We start from the raw sequence: 26,096 nt of genomic DNA on the forward strand, positions 1-26,096 counted from the left end.
TATTTTCTTGATTCACTTTTAATTCAATTTATTTGATCAAGTTATGCAAAAGTGGAATGATCAGTTTGATCTGCTAATTAAATCTCGGACTCCTCTAATTCTTATTCGGAGTCGAGAAGAAGAAAGGCTGGAATCTTTAATAAAAGAGGCAACAAAAAGGCTTGCTCCACTACGTCTTGCAACATGGGATTATGTAGAAGGATTAAAAGGTATTCTCAATTCAGAAGGTCTAGGGGCAAGACAACCAATGGCTATTTTGCAATGGCTTCAGAAACTACAATCGACCTCTCCAACAATACTTCTTGCTAAAGACTTCCACCGTTTTTCTGAAGATCCAGGAATTGCAAGAATGCTTAAAAATTTATCTACTGAATTAAGGAAAACCTCTCACTCAATTATACTTTGTTCTTGGGATTGGTCTCCACCTAGCGACCTGGATGATTCACTAACTATTCTTGACCTGCCATTACCTAAAGAAGAAGAATTAAAAACTCTACTTAGTAATATTGCTAATGCGAGTGGAGCCAGCTTAGATCAAGAGTCTCTAGAAGAATTAACCCATGCATGCAGTGGACTTAGTGAAATAAGAGTAAGGCAAGTTGCAGCAAGGGCTCTTGCTCAGCGTGGGAAATTGAGCAAAGAAGACCTAACAGAAGTACTTGAAGAAAAGCGCCAAGCAGTCGCTCGCAGTGAAGTACTTGAATATTTCGAGACTCAGGCATCTCCTTCTGACATAGGTGGCTTAGATGCTCTTAAAGCATGGTTAGATCAAAGGCATTCTGCTTTTTCAGATGAAGCTCGCAAGTTTGGATTACCTTTGCCAAGGGGTGTCTTACTTATAGGGCCCCAAGGAACAGGCAAATCTTTAACCGCTAAAGCAATTGCTCATAGCTGGTCAATGCCTCTTTTACGGCTTGACGTTGGCCGACTTTTTGCTGGTTTAGTAGGAGCTAGTGAGGCTAAAACAAGAGAAACTATTAGGTATGCAGAGTCAATGTCTCCATGTGTCCTATGGATAGATGAAATCGACAAAGGGTTTGGTGGAGACGCCAGAAGCGATGGGGGTACTAGTCAAAGGGTATTGGCAAATTTATTAACTTGGATGGCCGAAAAGAAAAGTGCTGTATTTGTTGTTGCTACTGCGAATGGAATTGAAAGAATGCCTGGAGAACTTCTAAGGAAAGGACGCTTTGATGAGATTTTCTTGCTTGATCTTCCTAGTCCGCAAGAACGTTTTAAAATCTTAGAACTTCATATAAAGCAAAGACGTCCTAATCTTAATATTCCAATTGAAATAGTAGTTGATAGGACTCAAGGCTTTTCTGGAGCAGAATTGGAGCAAACAGTTATTGAAGCAATGCATTACGCTTTCTCCGAAAGAAGAGATCTTTTAGAAACAGATTTAATCCTTGCAGCAACTCAACTAATTCCTCTTTCGAAAACCGCTAAAGAACAACTTGATTTCCTAAAAGACTGGGCATCTTCAGGTAGAGCAAGACCAGCATCGCTTATGCTCAATTAGAAAAACAAGTGCTTGATCAGAGAAAGATTAGAGAAAACCCAACTCTTATAGAAAAAGGCTTAGCTCGTCGTGGCTTAAAAGTTAATTTGGCCCCTTTAACAGAAGCTAGTGAAAGACTTAAAGGACTGGAGCAGCATCGCAATTCTTTACAAGCAAAAGGGAATTTAATAGGTAAAGAAGTTGGCCAGAAAATTAAATCTGGCATTAGTCCTAATTCAGAAGAAGTTGTTTCATTACGCAGCAAAGGCAATGAATTGAAAAGAGAAATAAATGTACTTGAAGAAGAAGAAAAAGCTCTAGCCAAGTCAATTAGAAAAAGAATTCTCAATTATCCAAATATCCCTTATTCAGAATGTCCTGATGGGAAGGATGAAAATGACAACCTTCAAATACGTAATTGGGGGAATCCTCTAAAAGGTGAAGGATATAAAGAACATTGGGAAATAGCTGAAGAGCTTGGTCTACTTGATACAGAAAAATCAGTTCGAATTGCAAAAAGCCGCTTTGTAACTCTTTTCAACCATGGAGCAAGGTTAGAAAGATCACTAATTAACTTTATGCTGGATATTCATACTTCTAAGGGATATTCAGAAGTACTTCCTCCTGTTCTTGTTAACACAGCAAGTCTTGAAGGCTCTGGACAACTTCCAAAATTTGCAGAAGAAAGCTTTAAATGTTCAGAAGATGATCTTTGGCTGACTCCAACAGCAGAAGTACCTTTAACTTCTTTACATAGAAATGAAGTTATACCTTTTGAAAAACTACCAATTAAATATGTAGCGTATAGCCCTTGTTTTCGAAGAGAAGCTGGAAGCTATGGTCGAGATACTAGAGGTCTAATAAGACTACATCAGTTCAATAAAGTTGAACTTTATTGGTTCGTTGAGCCTAAAAAATCTAAAGAAGCACACCAAATCATTACTGCAGACGCAGAAGCCATTCTTCAGAAACTAGAATTACCCTATAGAGTTGTAGAGCTTTGTTCAGGAGATTTAGGATTCTCAGCTTCATGCACATATGACTTAGAAGTTTGGCTCCCTGGAGCAAATTCCTACAGAGAGATTTCTAGTTGCAGCAATTGTGATGATTTTCAAGCCAGGCGATCTTTTATTAGGACTAAGAAAGGCAATCAAACTCAACTTGTTCATACTCTCAACGCTAGCGGTTTAGCAATTGGCAGAACAATGGCAGCAATACTAGAGAATGGACAGCAATCTGATGGAACTGTCAAACTGCCAAAAGCACTAGTCCCATATTTTGGAGAGAACCAATTGACCCCTCAATAAAGATATGAATTTAATTGCCTCTATTTCTGTCTTGGCATTATTAATTTTCTTTCACGAATCAGGACACTTTCTTGCTGCAACTCTTCAAGGTATTCGGGTTAGTGGATTTTCAATAGGATTTGGCCCGGCTCTAATAAAAAAGGAATTTCAAGGAGTTACTTACTCAATTAGGGCACTCCCTTTAGGAGGCTTTGTATCATTCCCTGATGATGAACAAGAAAGTACCATATCGAAAGAAGACCCAGACCTTCTTTCTAATAGGCCGATATTTCAAAGATTATTAGTGATTTCTGCGGGTGTAATCGCAAATTTGCTGATTGCATGGCTTGCCTTATGTGGACAAGCTACTTTTATTGGGATACCCAATCAACCAGATCCAGGGGTATTAATAATAGATGTTCAAAATCAGCAATCAGCTGCACTCTCAGGACTAAAGGCTGGGGATCAGATTATAAGTATTGATGGGATCAACCTTGGTTCAGGACAAGAAGCAGTTGAAAGTATGGTCGACAAAATTAAAAATTCCCCAGGTCAAACAATCTCTATAGAAAAAGATACTAATGGTACAAAAGGGATAATAAAACTTACTCCTATAGAACATTTAGGAGTTGGCAAGATCGGAGCGCAATTACAAGTAAATATAAATGGAAGCATTAGACCTGCAAATGGTTTGACAGACATTTTTTATTACACTAATTCAAAGTTTTTTAATTTGTTATCTAAAACCATTCAAGGCTATAAAAGTCTTTTTACAGATTTTAATTCAACATCAAAACAATTAAGTGGTCCCGTCAAGATAGTTGAGCTTGGCGCTCAATTATCAGGGCAAGGCGCTTCTGGTTTAATTCTTTTTGCAGCTTTGATATCGATTAATCTCGCAGTACTTAATTCTCTACCATTCCCTTTGCTCGATGGAGGGCAATTCACTTTAATCCTTATTGAAGCATTAAGAGGCAAGCCCATTCCAGAAAAAATTCAACTTTGGTTTATGCAATCTGGATTTATAATTCTAATAGGGATAAGCATATTGCTTATCATTCGAGACACCAGTCAATTAGAAATATTTCAGCAAGTGGCCAATAAATAAGGCGTTCAGTGAGGGTAAAGGAGTAAAATCTTTTTACTACATTAAAGAGAAGGCTTACATGGCCAAAAAATCGATGATTGCGCGAGATGTTAAGCGTAAAAAACTAGTAGAGAGATATGCCTCAAAGCGTAAAAAGTTGTTAGATCAGTTTCACTCTGCAAAAGATCCTATGGAACGTTTAGAGATTCATAGAAAGATTCAGGCTCTTCCAAGAAATAGTGCGCCCTCAAGAATGAGAAACCGTTGCTGGGCAACAGGAAAACCTAGAGGGGTTTATCGTGACTTTGGGCTTTGTCGCAATCAACTGAGAGAAAGAGCTCATAAAGGTGAGCTCCCAGGTGTTGTTAAATCAAGTTAGTAAATAGGGAAATCAAAAATTACCTCTCTAATTATTTATCACATAACTTTAGTCAAAACTTAGTAGCTCCAATGAATTAGCGCTTAAAAAGGCCTTCTGGCAAACTTTTAAAATAAAAGTAATTGCATATTTAATAATCAATAAGCACCTTCAGGTGCAACAATGTCCTTAGATAAAAAGACATAAGCAAACGTGCAAGGTCAGACAACGTCGGTCTCTTTCGATGGTCGAGAAATACGGCTCACAACAGGGAGATATGCACCACAGGCTGGTGGTTCAGTATTGATTGAATGTGGTGACACAGCAGTCTTAGTAACAGCAACCCAAGGGCAAGGGAGAGAAGGAGCTGATTTCCTTCCTCTTAGTTGCGACTACGAAGAGAGGCTTTATGCGGCTGGTCGAATTCCTGGAAGTTTCATGAGGCGAGAAGGAAGACCTCCTGAAAGAGCAACTTTAATCTCAAGATTGATAGATCGTCCTCTCAGACCTCTTTTTCCCAATTGGATGAGAGATGATATCCAAGTTGTTGCTACTTGTCTTTCACTAGATGAAAGAGTGCCTGCCGATATTTTAGCTGTAACAGGCTCATCAATGGCAACACTCCTTGCTGGAATTCCATTTTATGGACCTATGGCCGCTGTTAGAGTTGGTTTATTAGGGGATGACTTTGTCTTAAATCCAAGCTTCAGAGAAATCGAGCGAGGAGACTTAGATTTAGTAGTTGCTGGAACTCCTGATGGAGTTGTAATGGTTGAAGCAGGATCTAATCAACTAACTGAACAAGATGTAATTGAGGCAATTGACTTTGGCTATGAAGCAGTTAATGAATTGATTAAAGCTCAGGAATCTATTCTGAAAGACTCAGGTCTAACTCAAATCAAACCTGAAAAGCCAGACTTGGATGAAACAGTACCTTCCTATTTAGAAAAAAACTGTACAAAACCAATTAGTGCATTATTAAAAGAATTCGATCTTTCCAAAGAAGACAGAGATTTAAAGCTTGATGAAATCAAAACTAATTGTGCAGAAAAAATTGATTCTCTTAAAGATGACAATGCAGTCAAGAAATCAATAACAACTAATACAAAACTATTAGGAATAAGCTTCAAAGCTCTTACTAAAAAACTAATGAGAGAGCAAATTATCAAAGATGGAAAAAGAGTAGATGGAAGAGCACTTGATGAAGTAAGAGAGATATCCGCCGAAGCTGGTATTCTTCCAAAACGTGTTCATGGATCTGGTCTGTTTCAAAGAGGGTTAACCCAGGTACTTTCCACAGCAACACTAGGAACACCTAGTGATGCTCAAGAAATGGATGATCTAAACCCAAGTCCCGATAAAACATATATACATCACTATAATTTCCCTCCTTACTCAGTAGGCGAAACAAGACCTATGCGTACCCCAGGACGCCGCGAAGTTGGTCATGGCGCTTTAGCGGAACGAGCAATTATCCCAGTTTTGCCTCCTAAAGAGTCCTTCCCTTATGTCTTACGAGTAGTAAGTGAGGTTTTAAGCTCAAATGGCTCTACCTCAATGGGATCTGTTTGTGGTAGCACAATTGCACTCCTTGATGCAGGAGTCCCACTTAAAGCACCTGTAAGCGGAGCTGCTATGGGCCTTATTAAGGAAGGAGAAGAAGTAAGAATACTCACTGACATTCAAGGAATTGAAGACTTTTTGGGAGATATGGATTTCAAAGTCGCAGGTACAGAAAAAGGTATTACTGCTCTTCAAATGGATATGAAAATGACAGGCCTACCTATAAAAATAATTGGAGAAGCAATAAATCAAGCGAAGCCTGCAAGAACTCATATTCTAGAAAAAATGGTTCAAGCTATTGACAAACCAAGAGAGACTCTTTCTCCTCATGCACCACGGCTTCTAAGCTTCAGAATAGACCCTGAACTTATTGGAACAGTTATTGGACCTGGTGGAAGAACTATCAAAGGTATAACTGAAAGAACAAATACAAAAATAGATATAGAAGATGGCGGAATTGTAACCATTGCATCACATGATGGAGTTGCAGCAGAAGAAGCTCAGAAGATAATTGAAGGTCTAACCAGGAAAGTTCATGAGGGAGAAGTATTTACAGGCTCAATTACAAGGATTATCCCTATTGGTGCATTTGTTGAAATCCTTCCAGGCAAAGAAGGAATGATACATATTTCTCAATTATCAGAAGCCAGAGTAGAGAAAGTTGAAGATGTTGTCAAAGTAGGTGATGAAGTAACTGTAAGGGTTAGAGAAATAGATAATCGAGGCAGAATCAATCTAACTCTAAGGGGTATTCCACAAAATGGAGACATGCAATATTATCCACAGCCAACCCCCACTCCAGTAGCACCTTTGATGTAAAGAGTAGAAACTTATTCATACTGAAAAAGAAGGGTCAATAGATAACAATTCATTTTGAATAACACTACATAACAAGTCATGATTTCTACCATGGCTTGCTATCAAACACCCCCATTGATTTATTTCTCCAGTGTTGTATTTCAAAGGTTTGTTATTTGCGTGGGTGAAACTACCTCCAGCAGCTTTTAAAACAGCTTCAGGAGCAGCCATATCCCAATCTTTAGGAGCTGTTTTAGCTGATAAAGATATATAGAAATCCGCTTCCCCTTTAAGAATTTTGGCAACTTTACAACCGACACTTCCTACTATTTGCTTCTGAGCAAAAGGAAGTGAGTTAATCAACTTCTCTAGCTTTTCGTCTCTGTGACTTCTGCTTGCTACAAGAGTCATTTCACTAATTTCTTTTCGACTACTAAAAACAGCAGGTTTTTTATTCCCAAAACGGTCCTCGCACCATGATCCTGAGCCTACCAATCCAATCCAAAGTTCTTCTAATTCAGGTATCAAAACCACTCCTAAAACAGGATTATTACCATTAACTAAAGCCAAATGCACTGCATATTCTCCGGTGCCTTGTAGGAAATCTTTGGTTCCATCTAAAGGATCTAATATCCACACCCATTGATTGTTCAAAGGCTCCCCTATCACAAGCTGTTCCTTAGCCGTTTCCTCACTAATTAACGCCCATTTTACAGATGCGAAACTTGCCTTCAAGCCTTCAATTAGCCAGCTATTAACTGCAAGGTCTGCAGCAGATACAGGTCCATCTCCTCCTTCTTGAACACTCAAAACTTCAGGGAAATCATAAGGAGGCTTTTCTCCTCTTGCATATGCCTTCAGAATATCTGCAGCGCCCCAACTCAACTCTCTAAGTTTCTCCAACAAATTATTCAAATTAACTCCATTAGGAAGTTCAACCTCTTTTTTCATGATGGATCTAGACAAAGAAGACATTTCAAAAAAAACTTTTGAGCCAAATTCTGGCGTCTTATATGTAATAGGGACACCAATAGGAAACCTTGGAGATCTTTCACCAAGAGCAAAGCATCTTCTATCAAACGTATCAGTTATCGCATGCGAAGACACTCGACATAGCGGACAACTTCTCAAAAAATTTAAAATTAAAGGAAAGCTTGTAAGTTTTCATAAGCACAATACCAAGTTAAGAATTCCAAAACTCATTAAAGAATTGGATGCTGGAGAAAGTCTTGGATTAATAAGTGATGCAGGGCTCCCAGGGATTAGCGATCCTGGAGAAGAGCTTGTTTTAGCAACAAGGCAAGCTGGACATGACGTCATTTGCATCCCAGGTCCATGTGCAGCGATTACAGCACTAGTAAGCAGCGGGCTACCTTCTCAGAGATTTTGTTTTGAAGGCTTTCTGCCATACAAACAAAAAGACAGGTCATTAATTCTTCAGAGTATTGCCAAAGAAAAAAGGACCACAATAATTTATGAATCCCCTCACAGACTATTAAAACTCTTAAAGGAATTATATGATCTCTGCGGAACAAACAGGCCATTGCAAGTTGCTCGAGAGCTTACAAAAAAGTATGAAGAGCAAATTGGGCCAACACTTGGGAATGCCCTAGAACATTTCACCAATAACCAACCTAAAGGAGAATTTACTCTTGTTTTAGGAGGAAAGCCAAATAGCGAGGAGCTGAAAAAGAAAAACAATGTCGAATTACAAGAAGAAATGAAAAGACTTTTAGACAAAGGGTTAAGCTTAAAAAATGCTTCTCGGGAATTGGCAAAGAAAACTGGCTACTCAAAAAATTTCCTTTATTCATTAATTCCTCAAAAAATAAAAAAAAATGATGATTCTCAAACCCGAACAGCAAAATGATTTTTCTTAAATATTAAAAAATGATGGCAAGAAAAATAATCCTATTAGGAGCAAGTCTTTCAAATAGCCTCTTATTAGTTTTAATGATTTGCCTAGGTTCTCAAAACTTAAGCGATAGACATAATATAAATTTAGGATTCTCTTCTACAGAAAGTTATCCTACAGGTTTTTTAGTGGGTATTTCTATTGCACTTGGGTCACTAAGTGGTGGTTTAACTGCAAGCTTAATAACGACTTCTAGAAATAAAGAATATTGATAAAAATCTATTCTATTTATCTATAGATAACAAACAATCATCTATTAATATTCTGCTAATACCTTTAGAAAGCAAATAAGAAGAAGAAAGCATAAAAACTCTAGAGTCAGGAACTTTTAGTACCTTTTGATTTCTTGAACAAAGACGTTTAGCATCACGCTGATTACTAAAAAGAGGAAGAGCAAGTCTATTTTGATCATCTTCTGACAGAAAACTCCAATCAGAGAAATCCTTAAGAGGTTTTGCCTCAAGTTCTACTTTCCTATCTATTAGCATATATACAATTTGAGGGAAAGAATATTCTTCTAGAGGTATACAAGCAACCTCTTTTTGTTCATCCCAAGAGTGTTCTTCAGTTAACGGTGCAATTTCTGTAAATACATCAACATCATGCTTTGGTGTATCAACCAGATTCTTTTGTTCGGATTTAAGCATTTCAGAAGATGACTCGTCAAAAGATTCGCAATCCTTTAGGTCCATTTCTTTTGCAATGGTCTCAGAACTTTCAATGGGCGCAGCAAAATCAGTATCTATTGAAGAAGAAAGATCCAAAGGTTTGACCTTTCGTCTTTTCCCTTTTAATTCTGAATATTCTTCTTCAGTCAATACAGTTTTCACTGTTCTAGTAACGGTACTTGGAGTACACCCATACTCCCTCGCAAGAACCGTTAAAGACTTACCAGAGAGGAAGCCTTCTAATATCTGCTTTTTTACAATTTCCGTGATTTTTCGGGCCAAAAATTTTTTAGAGAGCTAACCATACAAACCTACTTTGCCAACTCTCCTGAATGTGCAAAATGTGAAGAATGAATGCTACAGATAAAAAACCATCTCGATCAACAATTAAAAAGTTCCTACCACAAAAAGCATTCAGATGAAAAGTTACTATATAGTAACAACCTAAAGATAAACCATATCAGTTAAAATCACCTTCATAAGTCTAAGGTCTTAGAAAGTTTGAACAAAACTGCGGATAAAAAATAAAGAATTTATCCTATAGATCCAACATGGTTATATAAAAGTGATACTTAGAATTCATTTCTAGAAAAGACTTGAATGAAGTTTAGGCTTGCAAAAAATGACCAATAAACAGCAATTATATGAAAACAAGTAAATAATTAGCAATTTATAAACAGCAAGTATATAAGGTCTAAAATTTATTTAATGCCAGTTTAAAACTAAACAAATATTTTTTCTAAACTATTTTTCTTATCAAATGCAAGTCAATATTAATGAGAACAAATATTCTAAATAGATTCTGATGGAATAGAACCTCATTATAGAAAGTCTACTTTCTTTCAAGAGCAACGATGTAATTTTTGGATACTTATAATCTCTTTAGCTAATAAAATGGTATCTTTCTGCCATTTATAAATGAAATTATCTTCAGGCTTAAATTTTAATGGATTACATGACCGATAAGTCAGTAAAGTAAAAATAGTTGAAGGGATGTTGGGATTACTCTCGCTCTTAACAACTCAAGGGGCTTATAGAAAAACCCAACGCAAATCATCGAGCTCCGTTAGCTCAGCTGGATAGAGCAACTGCCTTCTAAGCAGTGGGTCTCAGGTTCGAATCCTGAACGGAGCGTTTAAAACAGAGATCTCAATTTAGAGCTCCATCGCCAAGTCTCCAGATATTAATCCCGAACGATTTAGCCTCAATTGCATTAGAAATAGACCTTGTATCAAACAGCCAGGATGGAGACCGCATTATTTTTGAAAGTTTCTCCCAGTCAAGAGTTTTAAACTCTTCCCAATCAGTTAGAACTAAAATCGCATCTGCGCCGTTTGCTGCCAATTCAACCGATTTAGAAAATTCCCATTTACCCTCAAATAAAAGATTTTGTGAATCAATTATTTGTGAGTGACCTAAATCCATTTTTATCTGATCTTGACTTACCCTAGGATCATAAATATGCAAATTGCTTCCTTCTTCTAGTAAATCTCTACAGATATTAATCGCAGGAGATTCTCTAGTATCATTAGTATTTGCTTTAAAGGCAAAGCCAAGCACAGCTATCTTTTTACCAGAAATAGTTCCAAATAGTTTCTCTACAATTATTTTTGAGATTCTTTTTTGTTGCCAGTCATTTAAATTAATAACTGTTTGCCAGTATTTTGCTGCTTGGTAAAGGCCATAATGATTACAAATATATACCAAGTTTAATATATCTTTCTTAAAGCAACTTCCCCCAAATCCTGGGCCTGGTCTGAGAAATTCCAATCCAATTCTTTTATCCATGCCAATAGCAAGAGCTACATCATTAACATCTGCCCCTGTAGACTCACACAATGCAGAAATAGAATTAATAGAACTAATTCGTTGAGCAAGAAATGCATTCGCAGTTAATTTAGAAAGCTCAGAACTCCACAAATCAGTTGTAAGTATTTTTTCTTTATCGACCCAATTTAAATACACATCTATAAGTAAGTTGATTGCATCCTGATCTTCTCCTCCTATCAATACTCTATCTGGATTCTCTAAATCATTTATTGCAGTTCCTTCTGCTAGAAATTCTGGATTAGATAAAATTGAGAATTTCTTATCATTAGATGTGTTAAGGACATGTGCTTCTAAAATATTCTTAATTGTCTGTGCAGTTTTGACAGGCAATGTACTTTTCTCTACTACAATTGTTTTACCAACTGCATATTTTGATATTTGTCTAGCTGATGCTTCAATCCATTTTAAATCGCTTGCCTGGCCTGCTCCTATACCTTTTTTCTTAACAGGTGTATTTACTGATATAAATATCATATCTGCCAATGCAATATTTTCTTCAATTACAGTAGAAAAGTGAAGATTACGACCTCTACAGTTTTTAACGATTTCCGCTAATCCAGGCTCATATATAGGCAAGTTGGAGAAATCAGAATCATTCCAATTGTTAATCCTAGCCTGATTAATATCAACAACATTAACTTGAATTTCTGGACACTTGTCAGCAATAACTGCCATAGTAGGTCCTCCTACATATCCAGCCCCAATACAACAAATATTGTTGATTTTTTCCAACATAATTTATAATTCTCCTTTAAAATAATCAATTGTTAGATTAAGTCCTTGATCAAGATTAATTAGTGGTTCCCAATCAAGCTCCCTCTTTGCAAGGTTTATATCTGGCTTTCGTCTCATGGGGTCGTCCTTAGGGAGAGAAAAGGTAATAAAATCATAAGTGGCGTTTATCTTTTTGCTAATAATTCTGGACAATTCTAAGATTGTGCATTCTTGAGGATTACCAAGGTTAATAGGACCAGAACAGTTGGATAACATTAGTCTAATCAGAGCATCTACTAAATCATCCACATAACAAAAGGATCTTGTTTGTAATCCGTCGCCATAAATTGTGTGAGGCCTCTTTGCTATAGCCTGAGAAATAAAATTACTTATAACTCTTCCATCATTAGGAAGCATTCTCGGACCATAAGTATTGAAAATCCTAGCAACTCGAATTTCTAATTTGTGCTCTCGTAAATAGTCAAAACATAGGGATTCAGCTATGCGTTTACCTTCTGTATAACAACTTCGAATTTGAGTAGGATTTACAGAACCATTATAAGTCTCAGGCTGGGGGTGAATTTCAGGGTCACCATATACCTCACTAGTACTTGCAAAAAGCAATCGAGCTTTTGTCCTTCGAGCCATTCCTAACATGTTATAAGTACCTAAAAAGCTTGTTTTAGCTGTTTTAATAGGATTCTCTTGATAATGTAATGGTGAAGCAGGGCAAGCTAAATGCCATATCCTATCGACGTTAAGCTCAATCGGATTAATTACATCATGATTGATTAGTTGAAAATTAGGGTTATCTATCCAAGTTTTTATATTTTCTAAACTTCCTGTACAGAGATTATCCAAGCAAATTACTTTCTCACCACAATTCATTAGTCTATCGACTACATGCGAACCAATGAAACCAGCTCCTCCAGTAACAAGATTCTTCAAAAAGAATTATGTAGCTCTAATAAACAGAATTGTATCACTAAGATTAATTTTATTAGCATAAATGAATACAAATAATCAATTTATAAAGAGAGGTAAAAATATATTTTCTTCTAAATATATTCTACTTGCTTCTATAACCTATTGGATTATTAAGTTTCCATCTCCACGTGTCACGACACATATCTTCTATAGACCTCTTAGGATACCAATTAAGGCGTGCCTTTGACAAAGCAATATCAGCATAGGAAATAGCAATATCTCCTGGTCTCCTTGCAGCAAAAACATAAGGAACTTCACAGTTATTGACTCTCGAGAATGTATTAATGATTTCCAACACGCTAAGTCCAAAACCATTCCCCAAATTAAGAATAAGTAATTGCGCAGGTTCAGCAAATAAGCATTCTAATGCAGACTTGTGGGCTTCTGCCAAGTCTAAAACATGCACATAATCTCTAACTCCAGTGCCATCTTGTGTAGGCCAATCATTTCCAAAAACCTCTACTTGCTTGATTTGTCCTCCAGCTACGTTTGTTATATAAGGGAACAAGTTATTGGGAATACCTAAAGGGTCTTCTCCTATCCGACCTGAGGGGTGCGCCCCAACAGGATTAAAATATCTAAGACAAGCTATTCTCCAATCAAAAGGAGCACTTAACGAAAGGTCTGAAAGTATCTTTTCTACAGTTGCTTTTGATTCACCATAAGGGTTAATTGGAGAAATTAAAGAGTCCTCTTTTATCGGAACTTTATCTGTATTACCATAGATGGTTGCACTGCTACTAAATACAATTGTATAACATTTGTACTTACGCATAATCGAAAATAATGCAATAGAGCCCACGACATTTACATCCCAATATGTAAGAGGTATTTTTGTAGATTCAGATACTGACTTTAATCCAGCAAAGTGAATTACAGCGTCTATAGGCTTTCCTTCTTGAATTGCGTTACTAAAAATACTGTCTAAAAATTCTAAATTTCTTATATCTCCTTTTAAATAATTAATATTTTTATTATCAGACATTTCTTTCACACGCTTTAATGATACTTCTGAGCTATTTATAAAAGAATCAATAATCAACAAATCATAGCCAGATTCTAGCAAAGTAATGCATGTATGACTTCCTATAAAACCTGCACCACCAGTAACTAATATTCGGTTCATCTTTGATTATTGACAAATACGATTTTAAATAAATGCATCATATAACAAGTAAACACTTTTTGCAAAAAAACTAAATTAATTATTAATAGCTTAGAAAAATCATAATAAAATCCTGAATTAGAGATAAATGAATCTCTTAAGTTTGATAATGAGATAATGTTGACTATTAAATTATTTTATAGATTATAAAACTAGCTTTGGTAAAAAGAAAGATACCATTCTGCAAAACATTGAATACCATCCTCAAGAGATGTGCTAGGAGAGAAGCCTGTCCAATCTTTTAATTTCTGAGTGTCAGCAGCTGTAGCCACAACATCCCCTGGTTGCATGGGAAGCAAATCCCTTATAGCTTTAGTAGATAAAGATTTCTCTAGTAAATTAATAAAAATATCTAACTCTGTAGGTTGACTATTGCCAACATTAAAAATTCTATGCGGAGCGAAAGAAGTGCAAGGATCAGGGTTTGACTTATCAAAATTATTATTAACAGTAGCTTGCAAATAACAACATCTAAAAATACTTTCTACAACATCATCAATATAAGTGAAGTCTCTTTTCATACGGCCAAAATTAAATACTTGAATAGGGTCTCCTTCAAGTATGGCCTTAGCAAACTTCATAGGGGCCATGTCAGGCCTGCCCCAAGGTCCATATACGGTAAAAAAGCGTAACCCAGTAGCAGGTAAGTCATATAGATGACTATAGGTATGTGCCATTAATTCATTAGATTTTTTAGTGGCTGCATAAAAACTTACAGGATGATTTACTGCCTGAGTTTCATTAAAAGGAAGATTAGTATTACCTCCGTAAACAGAGCTACTTGAAGCATATATCAAGTTTTCAACTTCATAATGCCTACACATCTCTAATAAATTACAAAAGCCAACGAGATTACTCTGAACATAGGCATGAGGATTATCTAAAGAATATCTAACACCAGCCTGTGCTGCTAAATTAACTACTATACGAGGCGATTCTTTAGTAAAAATCTCTTTTATTTCATCAATATTCTCAATACCTAATTTATGAAAAACCCAATTTTTTAGGTATTCTTGAGAGCTACTCTCTATATATTGTAAGCGGGCGTATTTTAAAGAAGTATCATAATATTCATTAATATTATCTATACCAATAACCCTTTCACCCTCGCTCAATAGTTTTTTTACTAGTGCTGCTCCAATAAAACCAGCTGCACCAGTAATAAGGACAGGTCGCATGTTAAGAGAAGAAGATAATCAGGGTTTTCGGTTAGCGAATAGGCTTTAGTCTTTTCAAGATTCCTAAATAACTCTCAAAAATCTGATCATTATTAGCTTAACGCATCATAAAAGAAAAAAGAAATTTTTAAGGCAAGTATAAATATTGTATAGTAGAAATTAAAAGCAATTAGTCCAGAAACGTTGAAATGCCCTTTTCTTCAAAAGCAATAACAAGCTTCGGCAAGGACATGCTACTAAAAAAGCTAAGCAAGAACATAGCTATTATTCTTGTATTTACTCATAGCATTTGTTCATCAGTTTATAGTATAGAATCAAAAAAAAATGAAGAGGTTATAAACAATCAACCTAGCATTGATTACTTAGACAAAATACCAAAAGGAGAATATCTATTAGGGCCAGGAGATAGTATTACGATAATATTTAATAGTGCTAGCAAACTATCGACACGACAGACTGTTGATGGGGATGGGACAATCTTTACATCACGACTAAAACGTATATATGTTGAAGGCCTTAGTATAAACGAATTAACAAAGCTTCTCGAAAGAAAGTATAGCGAATTCCTAATAGAGCCAAATATATCTATTTTAGTTACTACATATAGGCCTATTAATATCTATGTCCAAGGTGAAGTTCAAAATCCAGGTGTCTATTTAATTAAAGGAGGTGAAATAAATTTAAGTCTAGGGAATGTAAATGATCCTTTTGGAGATGATTTTTTAAATCCATCAGATCTTACAGAGGATCAGAGAACACTTATTGAGAAATTTCCTGATGAGTATGATGAAAGATTTCAAAAGAAAAAAACTGTTTATGATGGTCCTGTCGCCCCTAAGCTGTTCGATGCAATTAAGAGAGCAGGAGGTATTACTCTATATTCTGATCTAAGGAGTGTGGAAGTTGTAAGGAAGCAAAGTATAAGTAATGGTGGTGGAAGAATAAGGGCTAGGCTTGACTTTCTCAGTGTTTTAGAGAATGGAGAAGGTGCTGAAAATATACGCTTACGTGATGGTGATATTATTAGGATTAATAAGAGTGAGTTAGCATTAAATGAGCAATTAAAAATAGCTACTAGAACTAATCTTCATAGCAAGTTCAACAAAGTATTTATTTCAGGCAGAGTTTACTATCCAGGGGCAAAAGTAATCAATAAATCAGCTACTTTGAATGATCTAATTGTACTAAGTGGTGGGATGAAACCACTTAAAGGTAAAGTAACATTTGTTAGGTTTCTGAGCGATGGTACATTGGAAAGAAGAAGTATAAGGTACAGAAAAAATGCGAAAGACAACACTTATCATAATCCTGTCCTAAGAAGCGGTGATATCGTTAATGTAGAAGATAGTCTAATAGCCAAAACAAGTGTTGGAATATCAGAAATTACTAATCCTTTTCTTGGTTTATATTCAACCTATAAAGTAATCGAGTCTATAACCAATTAATATTATTTGATTATTTACTTAAGGGCATCAACAATTAAGCTAGTATTTGAATCTATAAAATCCCATCCAAGCTTTTCTGTTTTATAATTAATTGAATCCCTTGTTCTCATAATTAAGCCATAGTTCCTTGATATGTTACTTCTTATCAATTGGCCTTCACTCGTATAGCCTTCTTTTAATTCACAAGTAAACCCTACATCTTCAAGCTCTTTTTTTAAAAATTCATAGGATATGAATTGTTTGTGATCAGAGGCATCTGCTCCTATTCCATTAATACCAGTATGCTTACGATATGTCTCATCAGGATGATTACCATCAGGAACTGCTATCCGCAAACTTCCCCCATTGCATAGGTGCTGGTATATAAGTCTCAATGCTTTTCTCATTTCGCTGACCGAAAGATGCTCAAAAACATGTTCTGCAACGGCATGGCTTACACGAGGTCTACCTGAAAATATTCTTTGCCAATGCTCTGTTTTAGAAATATCTAGCCAGTTTTCATTGGTTGAGTACCAACCTTCTTGAGAAGTTAGTGCCGCTCCAAGAATTAAATTGACGTTACTTTTATTAAGTAAAACAAAACGCAATTTAAGATACCTTAGTGCATACAAGAAAGTCTTATAGAAATCCCTAAAAGCTGTTCTAAGCTGGATAGGTAGAAAAAGTCTATACAGATAGCGAAAATAAGATAACAATGAATTCATTTTTTGAATACTAATCCAACTACTAGATATTAGTTTATATGGTAACAGTGCTTATGATACCTAATTGATATAAGAGCACATCTGATGATACATCTTCAAAACAACTTAGGATTAGAAGATAATCTCTGGTCTCAGCTAAGCTGGTAAATAATAATAGTAAAATTATTATTATTTATTAGATGTAAATGAGATTACTATAATATTGGGTGATAAATTATTTCAGAATAATTACACCTAATTGCCAAACTATTGCAATTATTTATTCAATAGATATCTATTAATAATAAGAAATTAACTAAACCAGTAAAAGGTAGGACAAAAGACTTACAAAATGTTAAATTGAAGCTTCAATAGCAATAAAGAAACATCATTTACATTAAGTTGCAATGGTATTGATTAATTCAGCACTATATTTCTAGGAATATATGAATAAAGATTATTCTAATTTCATTAGCTTATTTTACGATAATCCATTATATCTACCTGAATCAATGGGGCTTAGGCCAGCATTATTTCTAGATAGAGATGGTGTGATAATTAAGGATTGCCACTTCGTTTCTAATCAAGATGACGTGATTTTAGAGAAAGGTTGTAAAGATTTTTTCAAGGAAGCTAAGTCTCTAAACATACCAATAATAATTATCACAAATCAATCAGGTATATCTAGGGGTTATTTTGGGTGGGATAATTATATTGAGGTTACGAACAAAATGATCGAGTTAATAGGAGAAGAAAACTCTATAATTGGCATATATGCAAATGGCCAAGGACCAGAATCTCCTTTGCATAGCTGGAGGAAACCAAGTCCTAATATGATATTAAATTCAGCAATAACACTATCAGTTGACTTGAGTAAATCATTAATGATAGGAGATAGAATAAGTGATCTTCAATCAGCTGCAAGAGCTGGAATAAAGAGCCTAATTCATATTAAAACTGGTCATGGAAAAGATGAGAGAAGTGATATCTTGAGCCAAACAGATGGACAGCATAGATTTATCGACAAAAATAATAGGTCAGACTTAATATTAATAGATAATCTAGAATCCTTCCCTTTTTACAAACTATCTTCTTTTAATGAATGAAATGATAAATAGTGAAACTAAAGACATAATAATTATAGGAGGTGGAATGGTTGGCCTATCTTTAGCTTATCAATTAATAGAAAGGAGAATAACAAAAAGCATTACAATACTAGATAAAGAAAAAGCGCTTGGTCTTCATACATCTGGACGCAATAGTGGAGTACTACATGCAGGTATATACTATAAGCCTGGATCACTAAAAGCAAAAGTTAGTGTAGAAGGTGCAAGACGGCTTTGTGAATGGATTGAAGAAAGAAATCTTGCCATTAATAAATGCGGTAAAGTAGTAATCCCAACCAAAGCCAACCTCGATTGTCAGTTAGATCTATTAAAAGAAAGGGGAGAATTGAATGGAGCAAAAGTTGAATTATGGGACGAGAACCAATTAAAAGCTTTTATCCCACAAGCTGTGTCCAAAAGTGGGCGGGCACTATGGAGCCCTAACACAGCAGTTGTAAAGCCTCTTGAAATTATTAAATGTTTAGAAAGAGAGTTAACCTCTAAAGGAGTAACAATAAAAAAAGGTATAAAAATCATTAATGTTAATACAAAAGAAAAATTAATAACTACTTTTAATAAAGAAAATCTTTCTTATAGTTATGTATTCAATTGTGCAGGACTTGGTGCGGACAGAATCAGCAAATTATTTGACGTTGGGAATGACTATACAATCATTCCATTTAAAGGTATTTATTGGAAATTAAAGCACGAATCCTCAATAAAAATCCCATCAAATCTTTATCCAGTTCCAGACTTATCAGTACCTTTTTTAGGAGTTCACTTTACTCCAGATACTGAAAGAGTTCCATCAATATATATTGGCCCAACCGCTACACCTGCATGGGGGAGAGAAAACTATGACGGCATTAAAGGGTTAGAACCTTCGGTCGCTATTTCAAGTATTGATTTGCTTTCTAGACAGTACATCAATAATAAAGGTGGCTTTAGAGGATATGTTCACCAACAAGCTTTACAATCATTTCAACCTTTTTTTCTTAAAGCAGCTCAGGAATTGATTCCTTCAATAAGATTCAAAGATATTGAGCCTTGCTCTAAGAGGGGGATAAGATCACAACTATTCAACAAAAGAAGTATGAAATTAGAAGATGACTTTTTATGCATTAACTCTGATAACAGCTCTCATATTCTTAATGCTGTTTCCCCTGCATTTACAGCAAGTTTTGCTTTGGCTGATTTAATTATAGATAGCTCAATTTTACTAAATTAAACTAATGAAATTACCTATAAGAGCACTACTTCTAGCTGCAGGTTTTGGGACACGCCTAAGGCCACTTACTCTTAACACACCTAAATGTCTAGTAAGTATATCTAATAAGCCGCTATTACATATTTGGTTGGATAAACTAGTGAATCTAGGCTGTAAATCCACGTTAATAAATACACATTATCTATCCGATCAAGTTAATTCCTCTATAAGAGAATATGATAATAGTAAGATAAATATTTATACAACATATGAAAAGACTTTGCTTGGGACAGCAGGTACTTTAATGGTAAATAGAGATTTTTTTAGAGGTTCATTAGGGTTGATTATTCATGCAGATAATATTACAAATGATAATCTTGAGGAACTAATCGATACTCACGTCAACAAGTCAAAAGATTCTCTTCTAACAATGCTTACTTTTAAAACAGATAATCCCTCTCAATGCGGAATAGTAGAAACTAATGAAAAAGGCGTCGTCACTGCTTTCCACGAGAAAACTAAGAATCCTCCAGGATTTATTGCCAATGGTGCCATTTATGCATTTGACCAATCATTTCTAGATTTTCTAGATCAAACTCATTTCTCTGGGCAAGACATCAGTAAGGATTTACTCCCAAAGCTTTTGGGAAGGATTCAAACCTGCTACAGTCAAACTACTTTTTTAGATATTGGTTCCCCCACAACCCTTAGCAGAGCTCAAGAGCTGTGGAAAAAGGAATCTCTCAATGAGTAATAATGCCAATATCATTCAATGATTTTACAAATCAATATCTAGATGAACTTAGAAGTGTTTTTACTGAGGGAATAATTCTCTCAATAAAAGAACTCGCAAATGACCTAGAGCATGCTTGGAATAGTGGTAAAAGAGCTTATATATGTGGGAATGGCGGAAGTGCAGGAAATGCAATGCATATTGCCAATGACTTTCACTATGGTTTAGGTAGCTATAGCAAACCTTCCAGGCCTGGGATGAGGTTAATAGCTTTGCCTTCAAATCCAAGTATTGTCACATGTTTAGCAAACGATATAGGTTATGAAAATATTTACTGCCATCAATTAAAAGTACTAGCTGAGAAAGATGATCTTTTAATAGTTTTATCTGGAAGTGGAAATTCCCAAAATGTAGTTAAAGCACTTGAATATAGCAAAGAGATAAATATGAAAAGCCATGCAGTAATTGCATTCTCAGGAGGAAAGTGTAAAGATATTGCTGACAAGGTCATCCATTTACAAACAAATGATATGCAAATAGCTGAAGACTCTCAAGTCATTATCTTTCATATGTGTATGCAATGGATTGTTCAAAAAAGCTTGGCTTCTAAGTAATCGCTATAATCATATGAATACTAATCAAAGCAGTATTTGCCCTGTAATTGAATTAGATCATGCCGAAGAATACATAGGCTCTGTTGTTGGTTATGGACACTTCAACTCTGTACATACTGGACATATAAGGTATTTAAAGCATGCAAAAGAACTTGGTCAAAAATTTGTCGTTGCAATACAAAAACACTTAAGTGGTGACCCCAGAACACATTTCAGCCAACTTGAAAGAGCTGAAGGTGTAGCTCAATTAGCCATAGCAGATGCAGTAATACTTTTACCAGATAATAATCTAAAAAAATGTCTTCAAAAATTAAATCCAAAGTATCTTGTCTTAGGTAAAGAATATGAAAACTCTAATATCAATTATATAAAGGATTCTATAGAGTACTTAAAAGATGAAGGCAAAGAGGTTAAATATCACGCTGGAGATATTAATTATGCTTCATCAGACCTTTTGATTAGTTCAGAGTCTGAAATTAAATTCAAGAGGGAAGAGCAATTTATGGATGCTTTAAAAAGACAAAAAATTACTAAGAATGACATAATTACTACTGGTGAATCAATAAAGAATTCTCGCTTAATTGTCATTGGAGATTCAATAGTAGACCAATACACTGCATGTGAGCCTTTAGGAATGAGTGCTGAGGCTCCTGTAATTGTAGTTAAAGAAATGGAACAAAAAAATTTTATTGGAGGTGCAGCAATAGTTGCTTCTCATATTGCTTCACTAGGTGCTAAATGTGATTTTTTATCAGTAATTGGGAAAGATGATTCAGGGCAATGGCTGCAGAAAAAACTAGAGGAACAATCTGTAAATACTTATTTAATCGAAGACTCAACTAGACCAACTACCTTTAAGAAAAGATATGTAGTTGAAAACCAGAAGCTTTTTAGAGTAAGTAGATTAGATGATCATCATATCAACCGTAATTGCACTGATAAAATAATCAAAAAGTTATGGGCATTAGCTCCTAAAGCTAATGGAATAGTTGTTTCTGACTTTGTATATGGCGTCATTACTCCTCAAATACTAAAAGAAATCCACAAGGTGGCTAAAGCCCATGATTTGAAACTATTCGGAGATCTGCAATGTAGTAGTCAAGTAGGTGATATATCAAAAATGAAAAATTTCACGCTTTTGTGCCCTAATGAACGAGAGGCAAGAGTTTCTCTCCAAGATAAACAAAGTGGATTAGATGCTGTATGCCAAAAGCTTATGTCCGAAACGAGAAGTAAAAATATGATCATGAAACTTGGTGCCGATGGTTTCATTGCATATTCCAAAAATAAGAATGGGTCTCTTAGGATTCAAGCATTTCCTGCTCTATCAGTTAATCCAGTCGATGTAACAGGTGCCGGCGATTCTCTTTTAGCAATTATGGCAGCAGGAATGTGCAGCGATAGACCTCTTATGGAAGTAGCTGCTCTAAGCTGCTGTGGTGCTTCCTTAGTAGTTGAAAGCATGGGCAATCAACCAGTCACATTAGAATGCATAACACAAAAAGTGATAAAAATTAATCCATTTTAAAAAGGCTTACAGAAGGCTGATTCTCATTTATTAGATTTTACAAATGAACTCAATAAGTGCTATATGTTTATCTTCCTAGAAATGATTAATGAATATTTTAGTAACAGGAGGAAATGGTTACAAGGGTTCTGTACTTGTACCAAAGCTAATTGAGCTTGGTCATCGAATAATATCGATTGACTTAAACTGGTTTGGTGAATATTTAAAACCTCATCCAAATTTGAAAATTATTAAAGAAGATATAAGGAATATAGAAGACCATCATTTGAAGAATATAGATGCCGTAATTCACTTGGCTAATATTGCAAATGACCCAGCTGTTGAATTAGATCCAAGGTTAAGTTGGGAAGTAAATGTACTTGCTAGTCAACAACTTGCTGCTAAAGCTAAAAAGGCCGGAGTGAAGATATTCTTATATGCTAGCTCAGGTAGTGTCTATGGAGTTAGTGATAAGGAAAGAGTGACAGAAGACAATGATTTATTACCAATATCTGAATATAACAAGACAAAAATGGTCGCAGAAAGGATATTCCTAAGCTATAAGGATGACATGAAAGTATATTGTATAAGACCTGCAACTGTATGCGGCGTATCGCCTAGAATGAGATTAGATGTTTCTGTAAATATTTTAACTTACTCTGCTCTAAAAAATGGAGTAATAACAGTTTTTGGCGGTAAGCAGATAAGACCAAATATACATATAGATGATATATGTAATGTATATATATTTTTCCTGAAAAACTTTTCAAGAATTGAATCTGGCACATTTAATGCAGGCTTCGAAAATATCTCAATACTAGATATAGCAAATATGGTGAAAGAACAGATACCTCAATGTGAAATAAAGGTGACTCCTTCAAACGACCCGCGTTCGTATAGGCAATGTTCAGATAAATTATTAAGCATTGGTTTTAAGCCAAGCAAAGATGTAAAGACAGCTATATCAGATATAATTTCCGCTTATAAAGTGTCTAAGTTAAACACCGATTCAACTTGCTTTTCTGTAAAAAGACTCAAAGAGTTGGATATCAAGTAACTATAATCAAATAAATAGAAATGAGATTCAAGTATTCTTATTAGCAACCTAAATAATCATGACATTATTCTTAAATAATAAAAAAGATTATAAAAAGTTTTCTAAAAGCGAGATAGATATTTTTAACTATTCTTCGTTTGTAAGAACAATTAAAGATGTATATACAATATCTATCCAAAGATCATTGATGAATCAACTTCTCGAGGGAATAGAATTCAAAGGTAATATTCTTGATATTGGCGGAGGAAATCGAGCTTCATACAAAAAAACACTAGGGAATGAAGAATATACATCTGTAAATATAGATACTGAAATAGAACCTGATATCAAGATAAATGTTGGTGAAAAAATTCCTATAAAGGATAAATTATTTGCACATTGTCTAATGTTTAATTTACTAGAACATGTATATAACTGGGATGATTTATTTATTGATGCCCATAGATTATTAATTAAGGGTGGCAAGTTACATATAATAATGCCTTTTATGTACCCTATACATGGAGCTCCTCAGGATTTCAAAAGAGTTACAGAAACATATTTCGAAGAGTACTTAAAAAAAATGAACTTTGAAAACATAAAAATATATCCATTAAGCTATGGGCCATTTACAAATTCACAACTTGTTGGACTAACACATAGATATTTCAATGGGCCTCATGCTCAATTATGTGTTATTTTAGATAGGATTCTTCAATTGTATTCTAAACGTATATACTATAAATATAATAGAAGATGCCCGTTATTTTACTATGTTGAGTCTTCAAAAAAGTAATAGCATTGCAATGCCTTGATTATGACTAAGCCAATTTATTCAATATGTATATGCAATTATAATATGGCCGATACTTTGGCTGTTTCGCTTGCAAGTATTTTAAATCAAATAGATAATAAATACGAAGTAGTGGTGGTTGATGATGGTTCAAAAGATTCCTCTCTAGAAATATTACTTGATCTAAGTAAGAAAGATGAAAGACTAAGAGTAATTCCGCTTATTCGTGACTCTAGAAGAAAGCTAGGAGAAACTAGAAATGTATCTATCCGAGCAGCTAGAGGGAAATATGTAGTTCTTCATATAGATGCAGATGATATATGGGAGCCATATATTGATTCGTACATTCGTATTTATCATGAAATAGAGAAAAGATTAGATATTGAAGACTTCATGCTAAGTGGACGGCAAATTCAAATGGTAACTAAGAAATTAATGATTGAAAACCCCTACCACAATATTTATTATGGAGAAGACAGACTGCTATGGTCACGTCTTGCCGTTTTAGGCAAGCTTGTTTCTTTAGAGCACAAAGTCTTCAGAGAAAGAATAGCTTTGAAGTCTGTAAATAAAAAATTAAAAAAAATGATAACCTCTCAATGCTCTGCTCTAAATGTATCATTTACCTACTCACCTGCTCCACTAATAACACTTAAACAATATGTTTACAGAATATTTTCAAATTCAGATTGGGGGTTTAAACTATCATTTATAAATCTAATATTCTTAATTCCTTGTTTTATAAATGGAACATTCCTACAAAGCAGAAGGTTTACAAATCTATCTATTTGGGATTATAGAAAGTTGACTATGATTGACCTTTTAGAGTTAGAAGAGAAAACAAAGCTTCAATTTGGTGTTTTAAATCTAAATAATGATGAAAGGAATATATACATCAGGAGAAAATAATAAATGCAAAACATAAGTGACGAGAAATTCCTTGTTACTATTGGAATATTAAATTATAATGCTAAAGAAACTATTTATAATGCTATTAATAGTGCAATAGAACAGACATGGGGAAATAAAGAAATTATCGTTATAGATGATTGCTCTAATGACGGTAGCTATGAATTGTTATTAACAATGTCCAAAGAGTTTGGATTTAAATTGATTAGGAATAATAAAAACTATGGTCCCGCATATTCAAGAAATAGAATTATTTCACTAGCGAATGGAGAAATAATATGCTTTATGGATGATGATGATATTTCTCATTATAATAGAATAGAGTTGCAAGTTAAATCAATAGTTAATTGTGGATATCCAAAGAATAAAACTATAGTTTCAATATGCAGTATGAAAAGATCATATAAATCTGGCTATTGTAAAGAAATGAGGTGCTTAGGTACAAACAAAAGATCACCCAAAGGGATTGAACTTGCAGACTATTTATTATTTTATGAAAGAAATAAAGAAGTAGATTATGGATTTGGAGCGCCAACATGCGCTATGATGTCTACAACAGAATGTTTTAATGTAGTTGGTGGATTTGATGAAAGCTTAAGGAGAGTAGAAGATATGGATATTGCAATAAGGTTTTCTTTAAATAATTTTACTTTTACTGGGGTAGATAGCTTTCTAGTTTGTCAGAACTCAACAATTGGGAGCGACAAAACCCCTAAAATGAATTTAGATTCAGAAGTTGTCGTAATTAAAAAAAACAAGAGCTACCTTAAATCAAAGGGCATGTATCTATACAGTAGAATTTGGCCAAAGCTTAGGTATTGTCATTTCGTTGGAAATTATTATTTATTTTTTCTAAATTTTATTCTTCTTGCTTGTTTATATCCCAAAAGAACCCTAGAGCATATCGTAAGTACAGGGTTCAAAAGACTTATTCATGAAAAAAGAATAAAAAGTGGATTATAATAAACAGATTAAATGAATCCAAACTTTAAATAGATGATATATGAAAGTAA

At 34.7% G+C, this 26,096-nt stretch carries 24 protein-coding genes and 1 tRNA gene; 18 read left to right on the top strand and 7 right to left on the bottom strand.

The window, feature by feature from the left end; genetic code table 11:
- The first annotated feature begins 43 nt into the window (after positions 1–43).
- The 5 genes from PRO_RS06400 (at position 44) to PRO_RS06420 (ending at position 6,614) form a co-directional block, all read left to right on the top strand.
- The gene (locus PRO_RS06400; RefSeq protein ID WP_011125454.1) at positions 44–1,522 is read left to right on the top strand and encodes an AAA family ATPase; all 1,479 of its coding nucleotides are present in this window, start codon (positions 44–46) and stop codon (positions 1,520–1,522) included.
- 8 nt (positions 1,523–1,530) lie between these two features.
- Positions 1,531–2,808: a serine--tRNA ligase gene (gene serS, locus PRO_RS06405; RefSeq protein WP_011125455.1), complete on the top strand. Its 1,278-nt coding sequence runs from the start codon at positions 1,531–1,533 to the stop codon at positions 2,806–2,808.
- A 4-nt stretch (positions 2,809–2,812) separates the two neighbouring features.
- On the top strand, positions 2,813–3,895 hold the full coding sequence (locus PRO_RS06410; RefSeq protein WP_011125456.1) for a M50 family metallopeptidase: 1,083 nt from the start codon (positions 2,813–2,815) through the stop codon (positions 3,893–3,895).
- A 58-nt stretch (positions 3,896–3,953) separates the two neighbouring features.
- Positions 3,954–4,253, top strand: a complete 300-nt coding sequence (gene rpsN, locus PRO_RS06415; protein ID WP_011125457.1) for a 30S ribosomal protein S14 — start codon at positions 3,954–3,956, stop codon at positions 4,251–4,253.
- Positions 4,254–4,445: 192 nt separating this feature from the next.
- A complete protein-coding gene (locus tag PRO_RS06420; RefSeq protein ID WP_011125458.1) occupies positions 4,446–6,614 on the top strand; it encodes a polyribonucleotide nucleotidyltransferase in 2,169 nt (722 codons plus the stop codon).
- 15 nt (positions 6,615–6,629) lie between these two features.
- Here the strand turns inward: PRO_RS06420 and PRO_RS06425 are convergent, their stop codons facing one another.
- On the bottom strand, positions 6,630–7,547 hold the full coding sequence (locus PRO_RS06425; RefSeq protein WP_413315685.1) for a 3'(2'),5'-bisphosphate nucleotidase CysQ family protein: 918 nt from the start codon (positions 7,545–7,547) through the stop codon (positions 6,630–6,632).
- Between PRO_RS06425 and rsmI the strand changes: the two genes are divergently transcribed.
- Positions 7,546–8,463, top strand: coding sequence for a 16S rRNA (cytidine(1402)-2'-O)-methyltransferase (gene rsmI, locus PRO_RS06430; RefSeq protein WP_011125460.1), 918 nt, complete (start codon positions 7,546–7,548; stop codon positions 8,461–8,463). The two genes, PRO_RS06425 and rsmI, sit on opposite strands and share 2 nt — an antisense overlap.
- 20 nt (positions 8,464–8,483) lie before the next feature.
- Positions 8,484–8,720 (top strand): hypothetical protein, encoded by a 237-nt coding sequence (locus PRO_RS06435; RefSeq protein WP_011125461.1) that lies wholly within the window; start codon positions 8,484–8,486, stop codon positions 8,718–8,720.
- Between the two features lie 12 nt (positions 8,721–8,732).
- On the opposite strand, the gene PRO_RS06440 is transcribed toward PRO_RS06435, so the two are convergent.
- A complete protein-coding gene (locus PRO_RS06440; protein WP_011125462.1) occupies positions 8,733–9,458 on the bottom strand; it encodes a hypothetical protein in 726 nt (241 codons plus the stop codon).
- Between the two features lie 778 nt (positions 9,459–10,236).
- On the opposite strand from PRO_RS06440, the gene PRO_RS06445 reads away from it, so the two are divergent.
- Positions 10,237–10,310, top strand: a tRNA-Arg gene (locus tag PRO_RS06445).
- Between the two features lie 15 nt (positions 10,311–10,325).
- Here the strand turns inward: PRO_RS06445 and PRO_RS06450 are convergent.
- From PRO_RS06450 to PRO_RS06465, 4 genes are all read right to left on the bottom strand, one after another.
- Complete coding sequence (locus PRO_RS06450; RefSeq protein ID WP_011125463.1) at positions 10,326–11,741, bottom strand: nucleotide sugar dehydrogenase; 1,416 nt, start codon at positions 11,739–11,741, stop codon at positions 10,326–10,328.
- A gap of 3 nt (positions 11,742–11,744) precedes the next feature.
- Positions 11,745–12,668, bottom strand: a complete 924-nt coding sequence (locus PRO_RS06455) for a UDP-glucuronic acid decarboxylase family protein (protein WP_011125464.1) — start codon at positions 12,666–12,668, stop codon at positions 11,745–11,747.
- 121 nt (positions 12,669–12,789) lie between these two features.
- Positions 12,790–13,833, bottom strand: coding sequence for a UDP-glucose 4-epimerase GalE (galE, locus tag PRO_RS06460; RefSeq protein ID WP_011125465.1), 1,044 nt, complete (start codon positions 13,831–13,833; stop codon positions 12,790–12,792).
- 191 nt (positions 13,834–14,024) lie between these two features.
- Entirely contained in the window at positions 14,025–15,050 is a 1,026-nt protein-coding gene (locus PRO_RS06465) for an NAD-dependent epimerase (protein WP_011125466.1), read from the bottom strand.
- Positions 15,051–15,238: 188 nt separating this feature from the next.
- Here PRO_RS06465 and PRO_RS06470 point away from each other — a divergent pair, with 188 nt between their 5' ends.
- A complete protein-coding gene (locus PRO_RS06470) occupies positions 15,239–16,495 on the top strand; it encodes a polysaccharide biosynthesis/export family protein (RefSeq protein ID WP_036891884.1) in 1,257 nt (418 codons plus the stop codon).
- Between the two features lie 14 nt (positions 16,496–16,509).
- Here the strand turns inward: PRO_RS06470 and PRO_RS06475 are convergent, their stop codons facing one another.
- Entirely contained in the window at positions 16,510–17,082 is a 573-nt protein-coding gene (locus PRO_RS06475; RefSeq protein ID WP_225866377.1) for a hypothetical protein, read from the bottom strand.
- A gap of 542 nt (positions 17,083–17,624) precedes the next feature.
- Between PRO_RS06475 and PRO_RS06480 the strand changes: the two genes are divergently transcribed.
- The 9 genes from PRO_RS06480 to PRO_RS06520 all read left to right on the top strand — a co-directional run bounded on the left by PRO_RS06480 (position 17,625) and on the right by PRO_RS06520 (position 26,046).
- Positions 17,625–18,284 carry an HAD family hydrolase gene (locus tag PRO_RS06480; protein WP_011125469.1) on the top strand — a complete coding sequence of 220 codons (660 nt, stop codon included), beginning with the start codon at positions 17,625–17,627 and terminating at the stop codon, positions 18,282–18,284.
- The gene (locus PRO_RS06485; RefSeq protein ID WP_225866378.1) at positions 18,277–19,512 is read left to right on the top strand and encodes an NAD(P)/FAD-dependent oxidoreductase; all 1,236 of its coding nucleotides are present in this window, start codon (positions 18,277–18,279) and stop codon (positions 19,510–19,512) included. Before PRO_RS06480 ends, PRO_RS06485 begins: the two co-directional genes overlap by 8 nt.
- 4 nt (positions 19,513–19,516) lie before the next feature.
- Entirely contained in the window at positions 19,517–20,245 is a 729-nt protein-coding gene (locus PRO_RS06490; protein WP_011125471.1) for a nucleotidyltransferase family protein, read from the top strand.
- Between the two features lie 2 nt (positions 20,246–20,247).
- The gene (locus tag PRO_RS06495; RefSeq protein WP_011125472.1) at positions 20,248–20,838 is read left to right on the top strand and encodes an SIS domain-containing protein; all 591 of its coding nucleotides are present in this window, start codon (positions 20,248–20,250) and stop codon (positions 20,836–20,838) included.
- A 13-nt stretch (positions 20,839–20,851) separates the two neighbouring features.
- A complete protein-coding gene (locus PRO_RS06500; RefSeq protein WP_011125473.1) occupies positions 20,852–22,366 on the top strand; it encodes a PfkB family carbohydrate kinase in 1,515 nt (504 codons plus the stop codon).
- Between the two features lie 88 nt (positions 22,367–22,454).
- Entirely contained in the window at positions 22,455–23,402 is a 948-nt protein-coding gene (locus PRO_RS06505; protein WP_011125474.1) for an NAD-dependent epimerase/dehydratase family protein, read from the top strand.
- A gap of 58 nt (positions 23,403–23,460) precedes the next feature.
- Positions 23,461–24,177 (top strand): methyltransferase domain-containing protein, encoded by a 717-nt coding sequence (locus PRO_RS06510; RefSeq protein ID WP_011125475.1) that lies wholly within the window; start codon positions 23,461–23,463, stop codon positions 24,175–24,177.
- Positions 24,178–24,198: 21 nt separating this feature from the next.
- Entirely contained in the window at positions 24,199–25,083 is an 885-nt protein-coding gene (locus PRO_RS06515; protein ID WP_011125476.1) for a glycosyltransferase family 2 protein, read from the top strand.
- A gap of 3 nt (positions 25,084–25,086) precedes the next feature.
- Positions 25,087–26,046, top strand: coding sequence for a glycosyltransferase family 2 protein (locus PRO_RS06520; protein WP_011125477.1), 960 nt, complete (start codon positions 25,087–25,089; stop codon positions 26,044–26,046).
- The last annotated feature ends 50 nt before the right edge of the window (positions 26,047–26,096 follow it).

Origin of the sequence: Prochlorococcus marinus subsp. marinus str. CCMP1375, assembly GCF_000007925.1 — a bacterium.
Lineage (GTDB): Bacteria > Cyanobacteriota > Cyanobacteriia > PCC-6307 > Cyanobiaceae > Prochlorococcus_E > Prochlorococcus_E marinus.